The organism is Variovorax restrictus, from assembly GCF_051216715.1.
Taxonomy (GTDB): Bacteria; Pseudomonadota; Gammaproteobacteria; order Burkholderiales; family Burkholderiaceae_C; genus Variovorax.
Genome location: NZ_JBPJZH010000004.1, coordinates 160,642 through 178,290 on the forward strand (window position 1 = coordinate 160,642; position 17,649 = coordinate 178,290).

The 17,649-nt window shown below is 69.3% G+C and carries 17 protein-coding genes and 1 riboswitch; of the genes, 4 read left to right on the forward strand and 13 right to left on the reverse strand.

The genetic code is table 11. The annotated features are described in order from the left end of the window. Window positions 1-31: 31 nt before the first annotated feature. Together recG and ACSFA0_RS21770 are read right to left on the reverse strand one after the other, a co-directional pair. On the reverse strand, window positions 32-2,146 hold the full coding sequence (gene recG, locus ACSFA0_RS21765; RefSeq protein WP_435452358.1) for an ATP-dependent DNA helicase RecG: 2,115 nt from the start codon (window positions 2,144-2,146) through the stop codon (window positions 32-34). Between the two features lie 2 nt (window positions 2,147-2,148). Continuing rightward, window positions 2,149-3,135, reverse strand: a complete 987-nt coding sequence (locus tag ACSFA0_RS21770) for a TIGR01777 family oxidoreductase (RefSeq protein ID WP_435452359.1) — start codon at window positions 3,133-3,135, stop codon at window positions 2,149-2,151. A 121-nt stretch (window positions 3,136-3,256) separates the two neighbouring features. On the opposite strand from ACSFA0_RS21770, the gene queA reads away from it, so the two are divergent. Both queA and tgt read left to right on the forward strand, forming a co-directional pair. After that, on the forward strand, window positions 3,257-4,297 hold the full coding sequence (gene queA / locus ACSFA0_RS21775; protein WP_435452360.1) for a tRNA preQ1(34) S-adenosylmethionine ribosyltransferase-isomerase QueA: 1,041 nt from the start codon (window positions 3,257-3,259) through the stop codon (window positions 4,295-4,297). A 4-nt stretch (window positions 4,298-4,301) separates the two neighbouring features. After that, complete coding sequence (gene tgt, locus ACSFA0_RS21780; RefSeq protein ID WP_435452361.1) at window positions 4,302-5,474, forward strand: tRNA guanosine(34) transglycosylase Tgt; 1,173 nt, start codon at window positions 4,302-4,304, stop codon at window positions 5,472-5,474. Window positions 5,475-5,611: 137 nt separating this feature from the next. On the opposite strand, the gene ACSFA0_RS21785 is transcribed toward tgt, so the two are convergent. The 8 genes from ACSFA0_RS21785 to ACSFA0_RS21820 form a co-directional block, all read right to left on the reverse strand. Then, a complete protein-coding gene (locus ACSFA0_RS21785) occupies window positions 5,612-5,992 on the reverse strand; it encodes a DUF3597 domain-containing protein (RefSeq protein WP_435452362.1) in 381 nt (126 codons plus the stop codon). 64 nt (window positions 5,993-6,056) lie between these two features. Continuing rightward, the gene (locus tag ACSFA0_RS21790; protein WP_435452363.1) at window positions 6,057-7,139 is read right to left on the reverse strand and encodes a serine endopeptidase; all 1,083 of its coding nucleotides are present in this window, start codon (window positions 7,137-7,139) and stop codon (window positions 6,057-6,059) included. Between the two features lie 17 nt (window positions 7,140-7,156). Further along, window positions 7,157-7,945, reverse strand: a complete 789-nt coding sequence (locus ACSFA0_RS21795) for a DUF2145 domain-containing protein (RefSeq protein WP_435452473.1) — start codon at window positions 7,943-7,945, stop codon at window positions 7,157-7,159. A 101-nt stretch (window positions 7,946-8,046) separates the two neighbouring features. Then, window positions 8,047-8,484, reverse strand: coding sequence for a hypothetical protein (locus ACSFA0_RS21800; protein ID WP_435452364.1), 438 nt, complete (start codon window positions 8,482-8,484; stop codon window positions 8,047-8,049). A 34-nt stretch (window positions 8,485-8,518) separates the two neighbouring features. Continuing rightward, window positions 8,519-9,004 (reverse strand): YiaA/YiaB family inner membrane protein, encoded by a 486-nt coding sequence (locus ACSFA0_RS21805; protein WP_435452365.1) that lies wholly within the window; start codon window positions 9,002-9,004, stop codon window positions 8,519-8,521. A 104-nt stretch (window positions 9,005-9,108) separates the two neighbouring features. Next, window positions 9,109-9,798 carry a phosphatase PAP2 family protein gene (locus ACSFA0_RS21810; RefSeq protein ID WP_435452366.1) on the reverse strand — a complete coding sequence of 230 codons (690 nt, stop codon included), beginning with the start codon at window positions 9,796-9,798 and terminating at the stop codon, window positions 9,109-9,111. Continuing rightward, window positions 9,798-11,735: an MFS transporter gene (locus ACSFA0_RS21815; RefSeq protein WP_435452367.1), complete on the reverse strand. Its 1,938-nt coding sequence runs from the start codon at window positions 11,733-11,735 to the stop codon at window positions 9,798-9,800. The genes ACSFA0_RS21810 and ACSFA0_RS21815 overlap by 1 nt, the downstream gene beginning before the upstream one ends. Beyond that, window positions 11,732-12,619, reverse strand: coding sequence for a hypothetical protein (locus tag ACSFA0_RS21820; RefSeq protein WP_435452368.1), 888 nt, complete (start codon window positions 12,617-12,619; stop codon window positions 11,732-11,734). The genes ACSFA0_RS21815 and ACSFA0_RS21820 overlap by 4 nt, the downstream gene beginning before the upstream one ends. Before the next feature lie 128 nt (window positions 12,620-12,747). On the opposite strand from ACSFA0_RS21820, the gene ACSFA0_RS21825 reads away from it, so the two are divergent. Beyond that, window positions 12,748-13,515 (forward strand): helix-turn-helix domain-containing protein, encoded by a 768-nt coding sequence (locus ACSFA0_RS21825; RefSeq protein ID WP_435452369.1) that lies wholly within the window; start codon window positions 12,748-12,750, stop codon window positions 13,513-13,515. Between the two features lie 159 nt (window positions 13,516-13,674). Further along, a riboswitch (glycine riboswitch) is annotated at window positions 13,675-13,781 on the forward strand. Window positions 13,782-13,861: 80 nt separating this feature from the next. Beyond that, window positions 13,862-15,088, forward strand: a complete 1,227-nt coding sequence (locus tag ACSFA0_RS21830) for an FAD-dependent oxidoreductase (RefSeq protein WP_435452370.1) — start codon at window positions 13,862-13,864, stop codon at window positions 15,086-15,088. Here ACSFA0_RS21830 and ACSFA0_RS21835 read toward each other — a convergent pair. Genes ACSFA0_RS21835 through ACSFA0_RS21845 form a run of 3 tightly spaced genes read right to left on the reverse strand, consistent with a single transcriptional unit; the run spans window position 15,085 to window position 17,644 of the window. Continuing rightward, window positions 15,085-16,347 carry an FIST signal transduction protein gene (locus tag ACSFA0_RS21835; RefSeq protein WP_435452371.1) on the reverse strand — a complete coding sequence of 421 codons (1,263 nt, stop codon included), beginning with the start codon at window positions 16,345-16,347 and terminating at the stop codon, window positions 15,085-15,087. The two genes, ACSFA0_RS21830 and ACSFA0_RS21835, sit on opposite strands and share 4 nt — an antisense overlap. 40 nt (window positions 16,348-16,387) lie before the next feature. Next, on the reverse strand, window positions 16,388-17,092 hold the full coding sequence (locus ACSFA0_RS21840; RefSeq protein WP_435452372.1) for a PhaM family polyhydroxyalkanoate granule multifunctional regulatory protein: 705 nt from the start codon (window positions 17,090-17,092) through the stop codon (window positions 16,388-16,390). Window positions 17,093-17,152: 60 nt separating this feature from the next. Beyond that, window positions 17,153-17,644: a copper chaperone PCu(A)C gene (locus ACSFA0_RS21845; RefSeq protein ID WP_435452373.1), complete on the reverse strand. Its 492-nt coding sequence runs from the start codon at window positions 17,642-17,644 to the stop codon at window positions 17,153-17,155. Window positions 17,645-17,649 lie beyond the last annotated feature (5 nt).

Below are 17,649 nucleotides of genomic sequence, written 5' to 3' on the forward strand. Positions count from 1 at the left end.
GCAAGCCCCATCGTCCGCATTGGGCCAGGGCCTAAGCCTTCAGGTACTCCGCCTTGCTCCCGAGCCAGCGGTCGACGTGCTTTTGCGCGAGCTCGGGATGCTGGTCGAGCATCTTCGGCGCCAGCTCGCGCGCCCAGTCGAGCAGCAGCGCGTCGTCGGTGAGGTCCGCGAAGCGCAGCAACGGGGCGCCGGATTGCTTGGCGCCCAAAAATTCACCCGGGCCGCGGATCTCGAGATCGCGCCGCGCGATCTCGAAGCCGTCGCCGGTCTCCGCCATCGCCTTCAGCCGCGCCCGCGCCGTCTCGCCCACGCGCCCGCCTTCGTTCGGCGCGTACAGCAGCACGCAGGCCGACGCCGCAGCACCGCGCCCCACACGCCCGCGCAGCTGGTGCAGCTGTGACAGCCCGAAGCGCTCCGCATGCTCGATCACCATCAGCGAGGCATTGGGCACGTCGACGCCGACTTCGATCACCGTCGTGCTCACCAGCACGTGCACATCGTTGGCCGTGAAGCGCGCCATCACGTCCTGCTTCTCGGCCGTCGGCATGCGCGAATGCAGCAGACCGACCTGCACCGCATCGCCCAGCATGCCGGCGAGTTCGTCGCGGGTCTCGGTGGCGTTGCGCAGATCCACGGCTTCACTCTCTTCGATCAACGGGCAGACCCAGTACACCTGCCGGCCCTGCGCCAACTGGTGGCGGATGCGGTCGATGACCTCGTCGCGCCGGTGCTCGGCTACCAGCTTGGTGACGATGGGGGTGCGGCCGGGCGGCAGCTCGTCGAGCGTGGAGACATCGAGGTCGGCGTAGTAGCTCATCGCGAGCGTGCGCGGGATGGGCGTGGCGCTCATCATCAGCAGGTGGGGTTCCAGATCGCCCCCCGCCTTTTCGCGCAACGCCAGCCGCTGCGCGACGCCGAAACGGTGCTGCTCGTCGATGACGGCCAGCGCCAGGCGATTGAAGTGCACCTTCTCCGAGATCACCGCATGCGTGCCGATCACCAGCGCCGCCTCGCCACTTTCGACGGCTGCGCTCATCTCGTCGCGTTCCTTCTTCTTCTGGCTGCCGGTGAGCCAGGCCACGCGCAGGCCGCGCTCGGCCAGCAGCGGGTCGAGCCAGCCGATGAGCTTGCCGAAGTGCTGCGCCGCGAGGATCTCGGTCGGCGCCATCAGCGCGCACTGGAAGCCGGCGTCGATGCAGCGCGCCGCCGCGAGCGCGGCGACCACCGTCTTGCCCGAGCCGACATCGCCCTGCAGCAGGCGGTGCATCGGCGCCGTGCGCGCCAGGTCGTGCGTGATCTCCTCGCCCACGCGTTGCTGTGCGCCGGTGAGCGCGAAGGGCAACACCGCAAGCAGGCGTGCGTGCAACGACCCCGCGTCCGACGACGGTGCCAGCACCGGCGCGCGCTGCGCCGCCCGCTCGCGCCGCGCCTGCAGTTGAGACAGCTGCTGCGCCAGCAGCTCTTCGGCCTTCAAGCGCTGCCAGGCCGGGTGGCTGTGGTCTTCCAGCGCGGCGATCGACACGTCGGGCGTCGGGTAGTGCAGAAAGTTCAGCGCATCCCGCAACGGCCATGCACCGCGCAGGCCGATCTGCGCGGGCACCGTTTCGTCGAGCACCGCACGCGCCAGGCCGGCGCGCACCTCGCGCCGCAACACCGGTTGCGCCAGGCCGGCGATGGTCGAGTAGACCGGCGTCAGCGCGTCGGGCAGCACGGTGCCGGCCGCCTTCACGGTCGGGTGCATCATCTGCCGCCCGAGGAAGCCGCCGCGCACTTCGCCGCGCACACGCACCCGCGCGCCGACGGCCAGCTGCTTTTGCTGGGACGGATAGAAATTGAAGAAGCGCAGCTGGCAGGTGTCGCTGCCGTCGTCGACCGTCACGACGAGTTGGCGGCGCGGGCGGAAGCTCACTTCGCTCTCGGTCACCACCGCCTCGATCTGGCCCAGGTCGCCCTCGTGCAGGTCGGCCAGGCGGACGATCCGGGTCTCGTCCTCGTAGCGCATCGGCAGGTAGAGCGCGAAGTCGATGTCGCGCAGCAGGCCGAGCTTGCGCAGCGCGCGCTGCACCAGGCTCGGGCCGGTGCCCGGTGACACGGGCGCCGTCGGCTTCAACGGATCGGGCGCGGACGATGACGGCTTGCGCGGCACGTTCAGCAGAGGTCCTGCAGCGCGCTGCGCGCATCGGGGAAACGAAAGCTGAAGCCCGTGTCCGTCAGCCGTTTCGGCGCCACGCGCTGGCCCTCGAGCAGCACGTCGGCCTGCTCGCCGAGCGCAAGGCGCACCGGTGCGGCAGGCATGGGCAGCCAGAGCGGGCGGTGCAGCACCTGGGCGGCGGTGCGCATGAAGTCTTCCTGCGGCAAGGCCTCCGGCGCGGTGAAGTTCCAGGCCTGCGCCTCGGTGGGCGCAGCCGGTGTCGCCGCGACGCGCCACACATGGGCCATCGCCGCCAGCAAATCCTGCAGATGGATCCATGACACCCACTGCTGCCCGGTGCCGAGTCGCCCGCCCATGCCCATCTTCACCGGCAGCAGCAGCCCCGGCAGCGCGCCGCCGTGCCCCAGCACCAGGCCGAAGCGCATGCAGGCGACCCGCACGCCGTGCGCGGCGGCGGTCGACGCGGACGCCTCCCACGCCTGGCAGAGGCGCGACATGAAGATCGTCTGCGGCGGACTCGACTCGGTGAGTTCCGATGCATCGCCCTGCCGCTGCACGCCGTAGTAGCCGATGGCCGAGCCGGACAGCATCAGCCACGGCTTGACCGGACGGCGGGCGATCCACGCAACCAGCGCATCGGTCAGCCCGGCGCGGCTCTTGAGCAGCAGGGCCTGGCGCGCAGCCGTCCAGCGCGGGCCGACGATGCGCGCGCCAGCCAGGTTGACCACCACGTCGACCGCCGACGTTGCAGGAATCTCGTCGAGTCGCGCGACACAGCGCACGGTCGGGTCGAAGCGCCGAGTGGCGGCCGCCACATCGCGCGTCCACACGGTGACGGTGTGGCCGTCGGCCCGCAGCGCCGCGACCAGGTGGCTGCCGACAAAGCCCGTGCCGCCGGTGACCAGCACATGCTGCGGCGTGTCGCCAAAATGCGGCGCCGACACGCCCGCGGTGTCTGGCTTGGAAACGGGTGGCGTGGTCATGCACCGATTCTGCCGCGCCGCCCTGCCACGCGCCCGGCCATTTCCGCCATGGGACAATCCGGCCCGCACTTCTGTCCTTCCCATGCCTCCTTGGCACGGGCCCGTCCGGCCCTCAAGCACCATGCGCGCCTTCACGCTGTCCGATTTCGATTTCGCCCTGCCGCCCGATCTGGTCGCGCAACACCCCGCCACCGAACGCACCGCGTCACGCCTGCTCGACGGCACCGGCGACGCCCCCGCCGACCGCATCTTCCGCGACCTGCCGAGCCTGTTGCGCAGCGGGGACCTGCTGGTCTTCAACGACACCCGCGTGGTCAAGGCCCGGCTCTTCGGCGAGAAGCCGACGGGCGGCAAGCTGGAGCTGCTGGTCGAGCGCGTGCTGCAAGGCCAGGAAGTGGTCGCGCACATGAAGGTCAGCAAGAAGCCGCCCGTCGGCACCACGCTGCAGATGGTCGGCGGCTTCACCGCCACGCTGCTGGGCCGCTGGCCCGAGGAAGACGGCGCCCTCTTCCGCTTCGCCTTCCAGAGCCCGGCCGGCGAAGACCCCTACGCATTGATGGCGCGCTGCGGCCACGTGCCGCTGCCACCGTACATCGAACACATCGATTCGGCCGAAGACGAGAGCCGCTACCAAACCGTGTTCGCACGCGTCCCCGGCGCCGTGGCCGCCCCCACCGCCGCGCTGCACTTCGACGAAGGCCTGCTCGCGCAACTCGAAGCGCGTGGCGTGCAGCGCGCCAATGTCACGCTGCATGTCGGCGCCGGCACCTTCCAGCCGGTGAAGACCGAGAACATCGCCGAGCACACGATGCACGCCGAGCGCTACGAGGTGCCCGAAGCCACGCAACGCGCAATCGCCGACTGCAAGGCCCGCGGCGGCCGCGTGGTCGCAGTCGGCACGACGACCGTGCGCACGCTCGAGTCGTGGGCGAAAAGCGGCGAAGCCTCCGGCGACACGCGCATCTTCATCACGCCGGGCTTCGCCTTCGCGCACGTCGACCTGCTCGTCACCAATTTCCACCTGCCCAAGAGCACGCTGATGATGCTCGTGAGCGCACTGGCCGGCTACGAGCGCGTGATGGCGCTGTACGCCCATGCCATCGCCGAGCGCTACCGCTTCTTCAGCTACGGCGATGCCATGCTGCTGGCAAGACAGGACTGAACCCATGCTGAACTTCGAACTGCTCACCACCGACCCGACCAGCCACGCCCGCCGCGGCACGCTCACGCTCAACCACGGCCCGGTGCAGACGCCGATCTTCATGCCCGTGGGCACCTATGGCACCGTCAAGGGCGTGATGCCGCGCAGCCTCGAAGAGATGGGCGCGCAGATCATCCTGGGCAACACCTTCCACCTGTGGATGCGCCCGGGTCTCGACGTGATGGCCAGCTTCGGCGGGCTGCACCAGTTCGAGAAGTGGAACAAGCCCATCCTCACCGACTCGGGCGGCTTCCAGGTGTGGTCGCTGGGCGCGATGCGCAAGATCAGCGAAGAAGGCGTGAAGTTCGCGTCACCGGTCAACGGCGACAAGCTCTTCCTCACGCCCGAGGTCTCGATGCAGATCCAGACCGTCCTCAACAGCGACATCGTCATGCAGTTCGACGAGTGCACGCCCTACGACACCAACGGCCACATCACGACCGAGGCCGAGGCGCGCACGTCGATGGAACTGAGCCTGCGCTGGGCCGCGCGCTGCAAGACCGAGTTCGCGCGGCTCGAGAACCCCAACGCGCTGTTCGGCATCGTGCAGGGCGGCATGTTCGAGAACCTGCGCGAAGAATCGCTGGCCGCGCTGGTCGAGATGGACTTCCCCGGCTACGCCATCGGCGGCGTGAGCGTGGGCGAGCCCAAGGACCAGATGCTGCACATCATGGGCCACACGCCGCACAAGCTGCCTGCGAACAAGCCGCGCTACCTGATGGGCGTGGGCACGCCCGAAGACCTGGTGCAGGGCGTGGCCGACGGCGTCGACATGTTCGACTGCGTGATGCCCACGCGCAATGCGCGCAACGGCACGATGTTCACCCGATTCGGCGACCTGAAGATGCGCAACGCGCGCCACAAGAGCGACCCGCAGCCGGTCGACCCGAGCTGCACCTGCCACGCCTGCGCAGGCACCTCGGGCGTCAGTTGGAACGACGGCGGGCGCGAGGGCTTCAGCCGCGCCTATCTGCATCACCTGGACCGCTGCGGCGAAATGCTGGGCCCGATGCTCTGCACCATCCACAACCTGCACTACTACCTGAACCTGATGCGCGAGATCCGCGAGGCGCTCGACGTCGGCGCCTTCGCTGCGTTCCGCGCTCGGTTCAAGTCAGAGCGCGCTCGGGGCGTGTGACGACAGCCAGCAAAAGGCCCGTCATCGACGGGCCTTTTGCTGTTCGTGAAACACCGCGGAACCGGCTTCGCCGGGCCGCTGGTGTTGCCCCCTCGAGGGGAGGCGGCGACACGAAGTGCGCCACATCGGGGGTGGGCTCAGTCCCGCAGGTCGGCCGGCAAGGTGCCGCCGTTTGCGGCGATGCGGGTCATCACCTGCTTGTGCAGACCGATGTTCCACTCGGCCGAACCCGGCTCGCCATCGCTGTAGAGGATTTCGCTGGCCAGTTCCTTGCGCGCGGCCAGGCTGCTGTCCAGGCCCAGCAACTTGAGCAGGTCGACGATCGACGTGCGCCAGTTCAGACCGGCAGCCCCCGGCATCGCATCCAGGATGGCCGGGACGTCGCCCAGCGGGATCGACGGTGGCGGTGCCGACGCCGCGGGTGCGCTGGCCGTGGGTGCGGGCGCCGGGGCGGCCTGGACTTCAGCCGCGTTGGCCGACGGGAAAATCTTGGAAAAAATCTTGCCGAAAATGCTCATGAGGACTCCTTGAATATCGGACTGGTTCTGTGAAACGCGGCGCTAGGCGCCGCACAAGCTTCTATCACGCAGGCAAGACGCCAGCCACCGTGGGCCGGTCCGAAAGTGTTGGCGTTTGTGCCGACGTGCCGCAGGCGTGGCAGAACTTCGAGAAGGCGCTCTTGCGCGCATCGCAGGCGCGGCAATGGTCGAACAGGCCGATGCCGCAATGCGGGCAGAAGTCGATCGCCGGGTTCTTCAGGTCGACGGGCCGTTCGCAACCGGGGCACACGCTCTTGCTCAGGCGCGTCAGCGCGGTGTCGTAACTCAGCTCCTCGCGCCGCACGATGTCGGGCTGCGCTTCGGCCAGCTTCTGGCGCGCGAGATAGCGGTTGAGCGCGACGATCGCGTAGCGCCCGACCACCACCGTGAGCACGATGCCCACCACGTAGCGCACATAGCCGCCATAGCTCGGCAGGTAGGGCACCAGCTCGACGAAGAAGGCGAACAGCGCGAAGAAGATGAAGCCCCAGACGAAGGGCCAGTAGGTGCTCTTGCGCTTCTTCACGAAGAGCCAGCCGGCGATGAGCAGCAGCGGCAGCGTGAGCGCCAGCCGGTAGCCGAACACGCGCAGTTCGACGCGGCGGTATTCGGCGTCGAGCTTCAGCTGCGCGTCGGCTTCGAGCCCCGCGAGCTTTTGCTGGGCCGCCGCCTGGGCCTGTCGGGCGTCGAGTGCGACCTGCTCCTGCGCATCGACCTTCTGCTGGGCTTCGTCTTCCTTGGCCTTCAGGACATCGAGCGCACGGGTTCGCGCGATGAGTTCGGCATCCTGGTCGGGCTGCGCCGTGGCACGGCGCGTCGCGACCCAGTTGTCGAAGGTCTCACGCGCATTGCGGCTGGCCTGCTGGGCGACGGAGAGCTTCAGTTCGGCCTGCTCCAACGCGCGGCCCGCCTGCTGCTCGGTGCGTTCGGCCTCGCGCACGCCAGCGCGCAAGGGCTCGGCCGCCGCGCGGTCGATGAAGTCGTCGAGCTGCAGCGCCCGCTCGACCTGCGGCAGGTCGCCGACCAGCGTGCCGCCGAGCCCGATCAGGAAGCTGGCGAACACCACCGCCACCAGCCACAGCCCGCGGCGAAACCACTTCTCCGAAAGTCGCAAAGATTTGCTCATGCATTCCTCCTGTTTTTCTAAAGCCCGAGTGTGACCGGTGCAGCACCCAGCCCGCTGCGTTGCAGCCAGGCGAAAACCGAATCGGCCGTGACGGTTTCAATGCGGTCGGCAAAGCGTTTGTCGTTGGGGTGGTCGTCGAAGGCGACGTTGGCCTTGCTCATGCGCCCGCCCAGCCGCGTGAGCGGGCCGAGCGTGAGCGTGGTCGGCACATAGCCCTTGAAGCGCAGCCACGCCTGGGCCTGGCCGCGGTTGGTGATGGTCGCTGGCTCCATCGCCAGCGCCAGCGTCTCGATCACCCACTGGTTCGACTGCTGGTACCTGTCGGCCCAGGCATAGCTCACCAGGCTGTAGGCCGGCGTGTGCAGGCGCCCGATGCCGTCCGCGGGCACCTCGGCCAGCAGATCCGCCAATTGCGACTGCACCGCAGGCGACGGCACCGACCACGCCGCTTCGTAGCGCCAGGGGTCGTCGAGGAAGAACTCGCCCAGCCCCTGCCGGTAGAGGCCGGCCACGGCCGTGCCGCACTGGTTGAGCTTGTGCGCCACACGCCATGGGCCGGCATCGGTCTTGTAGGCGATGCCCACGTGCGACCAGCGCAGTCCGTACTTGCCCAGATCCTGGCCAGCGCGTGCCAGCAGCACCACGCGTGCACCCGTGGCGTCCAGCGCCTGCGCGGTGCGTTCGGCCAGCGTCATGCCTTGCTGCACCTGCCGGGCTGTCGGTCGGGCCAGCTCGCACGATCGGCCCGCATGCGCCTCGGCCGGGAAGAGGAACAGGCCGGCCAGCACGACGGCCGCCGCGAGCAACGCGATGCGCAGCGCCACACGCAGGCGCCACCGCCAGCTCGACGTGGCCGTCTGGCGCCCGAAGTCGTCGTAGTCGCCAAAGTTCGTGGGGCCGCGCGGGTTCACATCAGCCTCTCGTTGTGGAGCAGCGCGCGGCCGATGGCGGTGGGGATGAAGGCGATCATCTCGCCCGCGGCCGACAGCACCACACCGCTGCCGATCACACCGACCGTGATGACGGTGCCCACCGCGATCGCGCTGCCCTGCGCTGCATGGCCGGCGAGGCGGACGCTGGCGCGGGCGCCGTCCGACGCGCGCTCCAGCAGGTAGACCGTGCTCTCGGCCGAAGCCTCGACCGCCACCACCGTGAGCGCGGCACCGCCCACCGACAGGGCGACCGGCACGGCCACCACGGCACTGGCGGCGGCGCCCGCCACCGAGGCAGTGCCGACCACCGACGCGACCGGCAGCAGCGACAGGTCGGCGGAGGCTTCGCTCTGGGCCTGCGCCGAGAACGCGGCCGAGGCCGCCAGCAGAGAGACGACAAACATCTTTTTCATGAAGGTGCTCCTGAAAGGTTCGCGGTACCGCGCATCACTCCGCAGCGCTGTCGGCAGCGCGCGCTTCGCGGCGGCCCTGCAGACGGGCTTCGGCCAGATCGGCCTCGTGGCGGTCGCGCAGGGTCTTGGCCAGGGTGAAGGCCGCGCTGATGAGGAACAGCCAGCTCACGCCGAGGAAGGCCTTGTAGGTCTCGTTGATCTCCATGCGCAGCAGGCCCCAGCCGGTCAGCGCCATGGCGGTGAGGAAGCCGCCCCAGACCACCAGCTTCCACATCGGCGTGTCGCCGGCGGCGCGTGCTGCGCCGTGCTGGTTGTCGCGCACGAACTTCGCCAGCACGAACGCCGCCGATAGGCAGAACACGTAGCCCATCACCATGAAGGCGCGGTCGAGCGCTTCGCCGGGCAGCCAGCCCAGGCCGATGGCGCAGAGCGACACGGCAATGCCGAAGGAGGTCCAGACCTGGAGCTGCCAGGCGCGCGTGTCGCGTTGGACGGTCAGTGAGAGGGGAAGGGGTTGCATGCGGGCCTCGCGGCGTAGTGAAGGTGCGCGAATGATCGATCGCACGCCGCCACTCGGCATCGAATTAATGCACCAGTCCCCGCAACCGGTGCTTCGAGTATCGGCTAAGGATACTTTTTGACGGGCAGGCGCCCTTGCAGCATGTCTTGGCGGGTATACGGCCGCTCCAGGCCGGCGAGCCGCACCGCGATGCGCTCCAGCAGGCTCTGCGTGGGCGCCGCCTCGCCGGGGGCGTGAAAGGCCAGCGGCAGCAGCAGGCAGGCCAGCATCAGGTACCAGGGCAGCCGCGGCGGTGCGTGCAGCCGTCCGAAAACCAGGAAGCCCGCAATGATCGCCACGCCGAGGAAGAAGCCCGAGACCACCTCGGACACCGAATGGACATAGATCGCCAGTCGCGACAGACCGATGAGCGCGCCCAGGGCGCAGCCGGCCACGACTGCCCACAGGCGTGCCCGCGGCGACCGGCCCGCTGCCATCACCCAGAAGACCATCGACCACACGCTGGTTGCGATGGCCGTGTGCCCGCTGAAGCCGGTGAAGTTCCAGCGCGCACTGCCAATGCCCCAGCCGATGAACGCGAGCTTGGAGATGCCGATCAGTGCGCCGCCGATGCCGAAGGCGACACACCACTCCAGCGCGGTGCGGCGGCCCGTCGGCGAGCGCAACAACAGCACCGGCAGCATCGCCGCGATGGGCAGCATCAGGCCGCTGTCGCCCAGCCAGGTGAGCGCGCGCCACGCATCGCGTGGGAGCAGCCCGAGCGTGGCCCAGAAGGCCTCCCGCAGCGCCCCCATCAGACGGCGAGCAGTCCGCTGACGCGCGACTGGAGCGATTCGGGCTGCACCTGTGCGCCGGGCACGGCCGGCCCGACGTTGAGCCCCACGCGGCTGAACAGCCCGCGGCGGAACGGCCGCACCATGGCGACGTTCTGCCCGTCGCGCTGTTCGATGCGGCTGAAGAAGGAGCCCCAGAGATTGGTCAGCGCCATCGGGATCACAGGCGGGTCGATGCCCTCTTCACGCGCGGCCGCGAGGATCTTCATCACCCCGCCCTTGAAGGGCTGGAGCGTGCCGTCGCGGGTGATGGCGCCCTCGGGGAAGATGGCGAGCAGGTCGCCCTCGCGCAGCACGTCGACCGCCTGCGCGAAGGCGCGCTCGTAGGCGACGGGGTCGTCCTTCTGCGGCGCGATGGGGATCGCCTTGGCCAGCTTGAAGAGCCAGCCCAGCACCGGCACGCGGAAGATGCGGTGGTCCATGATGAAGCGGATCGGCCGCGGGCTGGCCGCCATCAGCAGCACCGCATCGATGAAGCTCACGTGGTTGCAAACCAGCACCGCCGCGCCCTCGGTCGGGATGTGCTCGTCGCCGCGGATGCGGAAGCGGTAGATGAAGTGCGACAGCAGCCACGACACGAAGCGCAGCAGGTATTCCGGCACCAGCATGAAGATGTAGAAGGCCACCACCGCGTTGGCGATGCCGGTGAACAGGAAGATCTGCGGGATCGTAAAGCCGGCCTTGAGCAACGCGCCGGCGATGACCGAGCTGGCGATCATGAACAGCGCGTTGAGGATGTTGTTCGCCGCGATGATGCGCGCGCGGTGCGTCGGCTGGCTGCGCAGCTGGATCAGCGCGTACATCGGCACGCTGTAGAGGCCGGCGAAGAGCGATAGCAGGCCGAGATCGGCCATCACGCGCCAATGCGCGACCTGGCCGACGAACGCGCCCAGGCCCATCTCCGGCACTGCGGGCAGGCCGCGGGACGCGAAGTACAGGTCGATGGCGAACACGCTCATGCCGATCGCGCCCAGCGGCACGAGGCCGATCTCGACCTGGCGGCGGCTGAGCGTTTCGCACAGCAGCGAGCCGATGCCGATGCCGACCGAGAACACCACCAGCAGCAACGAGGCGACCTGCTCGTTGCCGTGCAGCACCGCCTTGGCGAAGCTCGGGAACTGGCTCAGGAAGACCGCGCCGAAGAACCACATCCACGAGATGCCCAGCAGCGAACGGAAGACGACGATGTTGCCGTGCGCCAGCTTGAGGTTGCGCCAGGTTTCGCTGACGGGGTTCCAGTTGACCACCAAGCCCGGGTCGGTGGCGGGTGCCGGGGGAATCGCCTGCGCCACGCCGCGCCCCACCAGCGCCAGGCCCACGCAGGCCACCGCCACCGTCGTGTGGCCGACGCCCGGCAGCGCGACCAGCAACCCACCGGCCACCTGCCCGAGCAGGATGGCGACGAAGGTGCCCATCTCGACCATGCCGTTGCCCCCGGTGAGCTCGCGTGCGTCGAGCACCTGCGGCAGGTAGGCGAACTTGACCGGGCCGAAGAGCGTGGAATGCAGCCCCATCAGGAACACGCAGCCCAGCAGCACCACCGCATCGGCCCGTACGAAGCCCCAGGCGGCGATCGCCATGATGACGATCTCGAGGGTCTTGACGACCCGGATCATCTTCGTCTTGTCGTACTTGTCGGTCAGCTGGCCTGCTGTGGCCGAGAACAACAGGAAGGGCAGGATGAAGAGCGCGCCGATCGCCAGGCCCGCCATGGCCGGCGGCATCCAGCTCAGCTGCAGCTGGTAGGTCACCATCACGGTGAAGGCGAACTTGAAGAGGTTGTCGTTGGCCGCGCCGGCGAACTGCGTCCAGAAGAAGGGGGCGAAGCGCCGCTGGCCCAGCAGGGCGAACTGGTTGGCGTGGACCTCGGTCGAAGCAGCAGCGGCGGGTGTCGTCATTCGAATATCCCTGTCGGGGCTCCTCGGACCGTCATGGCGGTGGCGCGTGGATTGTGCCGCAGGGCCCGGCAGGTCAGCCCGTCGACCGCCTGCAGCACCGGCCAGGCGGCGCACGCTGCGACCAGGTGCTTGAACGTGTGGCCCGAGACGACTTCGCCGGTCGCCTCGAAGACCGCCTGGTCGCCCAGTTCGAACAGCTTGGCCACGCCATAGAAGAGGATGACCGCGCCGAGCTTCAGGCCCATCGCGCCCGGCACCGGCCGCAGCAGGGTGAGCACCAGCACCAGCGCCATGCCGCCGAACTGGACCACCGCCCAGGGCAGCACGTCACCCCGCTCGTGGTACACGGCCACTGCCGCCAGCCCGCCCACGAACGCCACGCAGGCGGCCGGCCAGCCGGCGCGCAGGCTGACCCGCTCGCACACCGCCAGGCCCAGCATGCCGGCGAAGGCGATCGCCATGCCGGCGCGGTCGGCCGCGAGCCGCAGCGCGTCGGGCTGCAGGTGATAGAAGACCGAGCCCGCCGCAGTAAAGATCAAGCCCGCGAAGAACAGCCAGGCGCAGTCCAGCGCGGCGGCCGAGCGCAAGCGCTCGTGCAGGGTGTCGAAGCGCCGCAGCCGCATCAGGCCCCAGATACCGAAGGCCGCGAACGGCAGGTTGCTCAGCACGTCCATCGCGAAGGGCAGGTCGCGCCAGGCGCGCGCATCCGCGAAGCCGGAACCGGCCCCCGCCGTGGGGTCGGGCATGGCCGGGCCGAAGCAGGCGATGAGCACGAAGGCCGCGACGAGCCAGAGCAGCGCGCGCTCGCGGGGCGCAAGCGGCGCGACTTGCGGCGCCAGGCGTTGGAACAGCGGCGAGGTCGGGAAGCGCTTGGATCGGTTCATGGTGGACTCCGGTGGTGCGGTGGGAGCGGAATCTAGTTGCCACCGGCACAAATTGGCATCGAAAATCGATACGGTCTGCCAATCCAAGCCGACCGGTATCGAAAATCAGTACCAAGGACCTGTTTTCCATGAGCACCACCGTCGACCTCGTCCAGGCCGTGAAGAACGAACTCAAGAGCGCCCGCATGACCTACGCCGACCTGGCGCGCGCGCTGGGCATGGCCGAATCGAGCGTCAAGCGCATGCTGGCCAAGGGCGACATGCCCCTCAGCCGGGTCGACGCGATCTGCCGGGCGCTCAAGATCGACTTCGCCGAGCTGGCCCGTCGCGTGGCCGACGCCCAGCCGCTGCTGCGCGAGCTGACGCAGGAGCAGGAGAAGGCGGTGGTGCGCGACAAGAAGCTGCTGCTGGTGGCCATCAACGTGCTGAGCCAATGGACGCTGGAGCAGATCGTGGCGGCCTACCGCATCACCGAAGCCGAATGCATCGCCTGCCTGGTGCAGCTCGACCGCATCGGCATCATCGAGCTGCGCCCGCTCAACCGCTACCGGCTCAAGCTGGCCAAGACTTTCCGCTGGCGGCCGCACGGGCCGGTGATGGACTTCTTCCGGGAGAACGTGGTGCTCGACTACTACCGTGGCGGCTTCGACGGCCCGGCCGAGGGTCTGCTGCTGGTGCACGGCTCGATCAGCCGGGCGCTGGCGCCGTCCTTCCTCGAACGGCTGCAGCGGGTGGCGCAGGATTTCGCGCAGCAGCACCAGACCGACCAGAAGCTCTCGCCCAACGACCGCGAGGGCTACACCCTGCTGCTGGGCATGCGCAACTGGGAATTCGAGGCCTTCACCCGACTGCGCCGCAGCGACGCCAAACCGAGCAAGACCAGCCGAGAGCCCTGACAGCGACCCGCCTAGGCCGAATGGCCAGTCGCGCCAAATTGTCAACAAGGGTAAACTCTAGGTCTGCAGGAGAGCGGGTGTCCCCCACCCCACCGTAAGCGCAAACTCCCATGAACGCCGAGGTGAACCGCATGCCGGTTCGATGACTGCCGTCTATTGATCTAGCCGTCTGGAGAGCCATCGCCCCGCGCGATGCACCGAAGGAGCAACCCCGCCGCACGCCGCTGCGGGCGAATCTCTCAGGTACCAAGGACAGAGGGAGCGGCAACCCGAACCCGGATGCGACCCGCCACCACCTGGCTTGTCATGCATCCGCCGTTTGTGCCATCCCACAAGGATCTGGACCATGCGCGTGATCGTTTTGGGCGGCGGCCTGCTCGGCGTCGCTTCGGCTTACTACCTCCAGCAACTCGGCCACGAGGTGACGGTAATCGACCGTCATGGCACACCCGCCGCCAAGGCCCGCGGGCTGGTCGCAAAAGCGGCTCCCGCCCAGCCCGCCGCCGCCCGTGGCGCTGGCTTTTCGTGGCGCGCGGCCTTCGATCGGATGCGCCACCGCATGCACGGCTGGGCCGGCTACCTGACCGGTGCCGCCCATCGCCCGACCGAACGCATGGAACACCTGGTGCGACTGGGCGCCTACAGCCGCGAGAGCGTGCGTGCGCTGGGTCGCGAGACCGGTGTGACGCAGACCCCCCGCGGGCCGGGCTGGATGCGCATCTACACCGACGCCGAGGCCTTCGCGCAGTTCGAGCGCAACGTGCCGCGCCTGCATGCGCTGGGCTGCGTGATGCACCTGCTCTCGGCCGAAGAGGCCGTGCGCCTCGAGCCGGCCCTTGCATCGCTGCGCGGCCGACTCGCCGGCGCCGCCTTCACGCGCGAGGGCACCTCGTCCGACGCCGCCGGTTTCGCCGACAGCACCATCTTCCTGTGCCGTGCCGCCGGCGTGCGCTTTCTCATGAACCACACGGTGACGAAGCTGCATGCGCAAGAGGGCCGGGTCGACCACGTCGAGCTGCGCAATGCCGACGGCGAACGCAGCACCTTGCGCGCCGACGCCTACGTGATGGCCCTGGGCTGCGGCAGCGCGGCCGTGGCGCAGGACCTGGGCATGCCGCTGCGACTGCGGCTGATGCACGAGCATTCGGTGGTGCTGCCGCTCAAGGATGCAGAACGCGCGCCGACGGCACTGCTCCATGACTGGGACAGCCGGCTGCGGATGCAGCGCATCGCGACGCCGGAGGGCGAGCGCCTGCGGGTGTGGACGACGGTCAGCGCCGACAGTGCCGCCGCCGCGCTGCCCGACGACCTTCGGCTGGCCCGCCTGCTCGCGGATGTCGAGCGGCTGCTGCCCGGCGTGGTCGACGCCCGCGGCGCCGTGCTCAGCACACGGCCCTACGCGCGCGGCGCCAGCGGCCTGCCGCTGATCGGCCGCACCCGCATGCGCAACCTCTTCCTGAACGTCGCCCCGGGCGCCGCCGGATGGATCCACGCCTGCGGTGCCGGCAAGTCGATCGCACGCATCGTCAGCGGGCTGTCGCCCGAGGTCGAGTTCGCCTTTGAGAAAGGCTAGGCGACGAAGACGGTCAGCACGCCGGTGTAGCCGTAGACGCGGTGGCGGGCGATTTCCCCGGCCGCGAAGAAGCCGACGAGCGGCACGTCGCCCAGCGCATGCCGCACGATCTGCATCTCGGCGCCTGGCGCACCGAAGTGCGGCCCGCCGCGGCCCGAACAGCTGACATAGACCGCACCGGCCACGCGACGCGCCGGATGCGGCGCCGCCTCGGCTTCGCCCGCGGCCACCGCGCGTGCGGTCGCCAGTGTCTGCTCCTCGGGCTCGAGCTCTTCGCGGATCTCCGCGCAGATGCGCATCAGGTCGGCACGTGCGGCCTGCGCGTTGCGCCGGCAGAAGCTCATGCGCATGCCGGCTTCGACCTCATCGGCGATCGCGATGCCGCGGCGCGTCGGGTCGAGCCCAATGATGTGGCGCACCAGCACGTCGTCCCCCAGGTCGCCGGTCCGGCGGATGCCGTCGCGGCCCGCGTCGACCAGGCCCACCAGCGTGGCACGTACCGCCTCGATCGCCGCCTGCGGCTGGTCGAGTGACACGTTCAGGTCGGCCAGCAGCACATCGAGCGCTGGCTCGCCGTCGAGCGTGAGCAGCAGGTTGCCGTCGGCCTCGGTGATCTCGCGTTCGCGCGACACCGGCTGGCAACCCTGCGTGACGCGCGACACCAGCCGCACGCCTTCGCCGAACAGCACGCCCGTCAGGCCGCCCGAGAAGACGCCGCCCGCTGCGCCGTGGCCGCGGATGTTGCCGTTGCCGCCGATCGCGAACTGCAGCGACTCGTCGCGCCCGGACGAAAGGCCGCCGAAGAGGTAGCCGGTGTCGGTACGCCCTGCCATCTCGCCCACCAGTTCGGCGAGCTCGTGCGTGCGCGGGTCCGCATGGACCAGCGCCGTGTACGCCTCGAAACCGGTCATCTCGGAATTGCCCAGCGGCGCCACGCCGGAGAACACGCGGTACTGGTCGCTCGGCAACGCACAGAGCATCAGGCTCATGCCGGGCTCGTCGAAATACTCGGCGTTGTTGGCCGCCACGCCGACGGCGACGGTGCCCGACCAGTCGGTCACTTCCGGCAGTTCGGCGCTCAGGTGGTCGAGGATCTCCTGCGCGTCGTCGGCGTAGTGGTCGGTGATGTAGAGCAGGCCCAGCGTCGGTGCGGAGGCGTAGTCGGCCAGTGCCATCTGGGCGCGCACCTGCGCCAGAACGAGGCCGGCCGCCATGATCCATTGCGGATGGGTGGCGTGGCCGGTGGGAAAGAGTTTCATGCGCGGAGTCCGGAAGGTTCGGGGTGGGCGCAAGACGGCGTCATCGGCTGCGTGTGCGCGATGCGGTCGGCGTCTTGCGCGCGGTGGTCGTCTTTGCTGTCTTCGTCGATGTCTTCTTGGCGGCGGCCTTCTTCGGCGCCGTCCGCTTCACCGCGGCCGCGCGGGCGGGCGTTGTACCGACCGCGCCGGGCATCTTGAGCTGCCCGGCGTCTTCCACGGCGGTCTGCGCGATCTGCTGGAACTGCTGCGTGAGCGCGTTCCACCATTGCAGTGGGTCGACCACACCGGGCGTGGCGCCCTTGTCGACCTTCTGCGCAGGCTCGGGCGGCGACGGTTCGGCCTCGGCCGATTCGGGGGCTGCCGCCTCGGGGGTCGCGCTCGGCGGTGCGGGCGGGGGCGCCATCGGCTCGACCACGGCAGCGGCGCGCGTGAAGGCCTTCGCCAGGTCTTCCATCTGCACGTTCATGCCGCGCAGGGTCGACAGCGTCATCTTCTGCACCTCGAGCGCCTGGATGGTCGCCTTGAGCGCGTGGCCGTTCTGCTCGAGCCAGTACTGCACCGTCTTGAGTTCCTGGATGCGCTTGTCGACCTCTTCGACCGAGAGCGTCGGCGCCACCCAGTTCGACAGGCTCGGCAGGCCGGGAACGGCGCCGCCGCCCGGGTTCGCGCCGCCGGCGAGGTTCTTCAAAAAGTCGAAGCCCGGGACGAACTGGCTGAAGGCGAAAGGGGATGTCGCATCGCTCATGGGTGTCTCCGGCTGTGGGTTCGCCAGCTTACTCCAGCGTGCCCGCAGCAGCGTCGGCGATCAGTGCTTATGCATGTGCGCCGGGGCCGCGCCGGCGGGCGCCATCGAACGCACCGGCGCGTTCAGCGAGAGCGTGCTCTTCGCGCCCTGCGCGTCCTGGAACTGCAGCGTCAGCGGGATCGTCGTGTCTTTGGCGACCGGCTGCTTCAGGTCCATCAGCATCAGGTGATAGCCGCCAGGCTTGAGCTCGACGGTCTGGTGCGCCGGCAGGTCGAGGCCGGCGATGGCGCGCATGCGCATCGTGTCGCCCTCCATCTTCATCTCGTGCACCTCGGCCACGCCGGCGACCGGCGTGCTCACGCCGACCAGGCGCACGCCGGCCTGCGCGGTGAGCTTCATGAAGGCGCCGGTGCCGCTCTGGCCAGGCACGGCGGCACGGACCCAGGCGCCCTGCACTTCCACCGGCGCGGCCGGCTGGGCAAGTACCGAAGTGCCCGTCGCGGCCAGCGCCAAGCAGAAGGCGGCGCGCCGCAGCGAGGGAAGGAAAGTCATGCAGG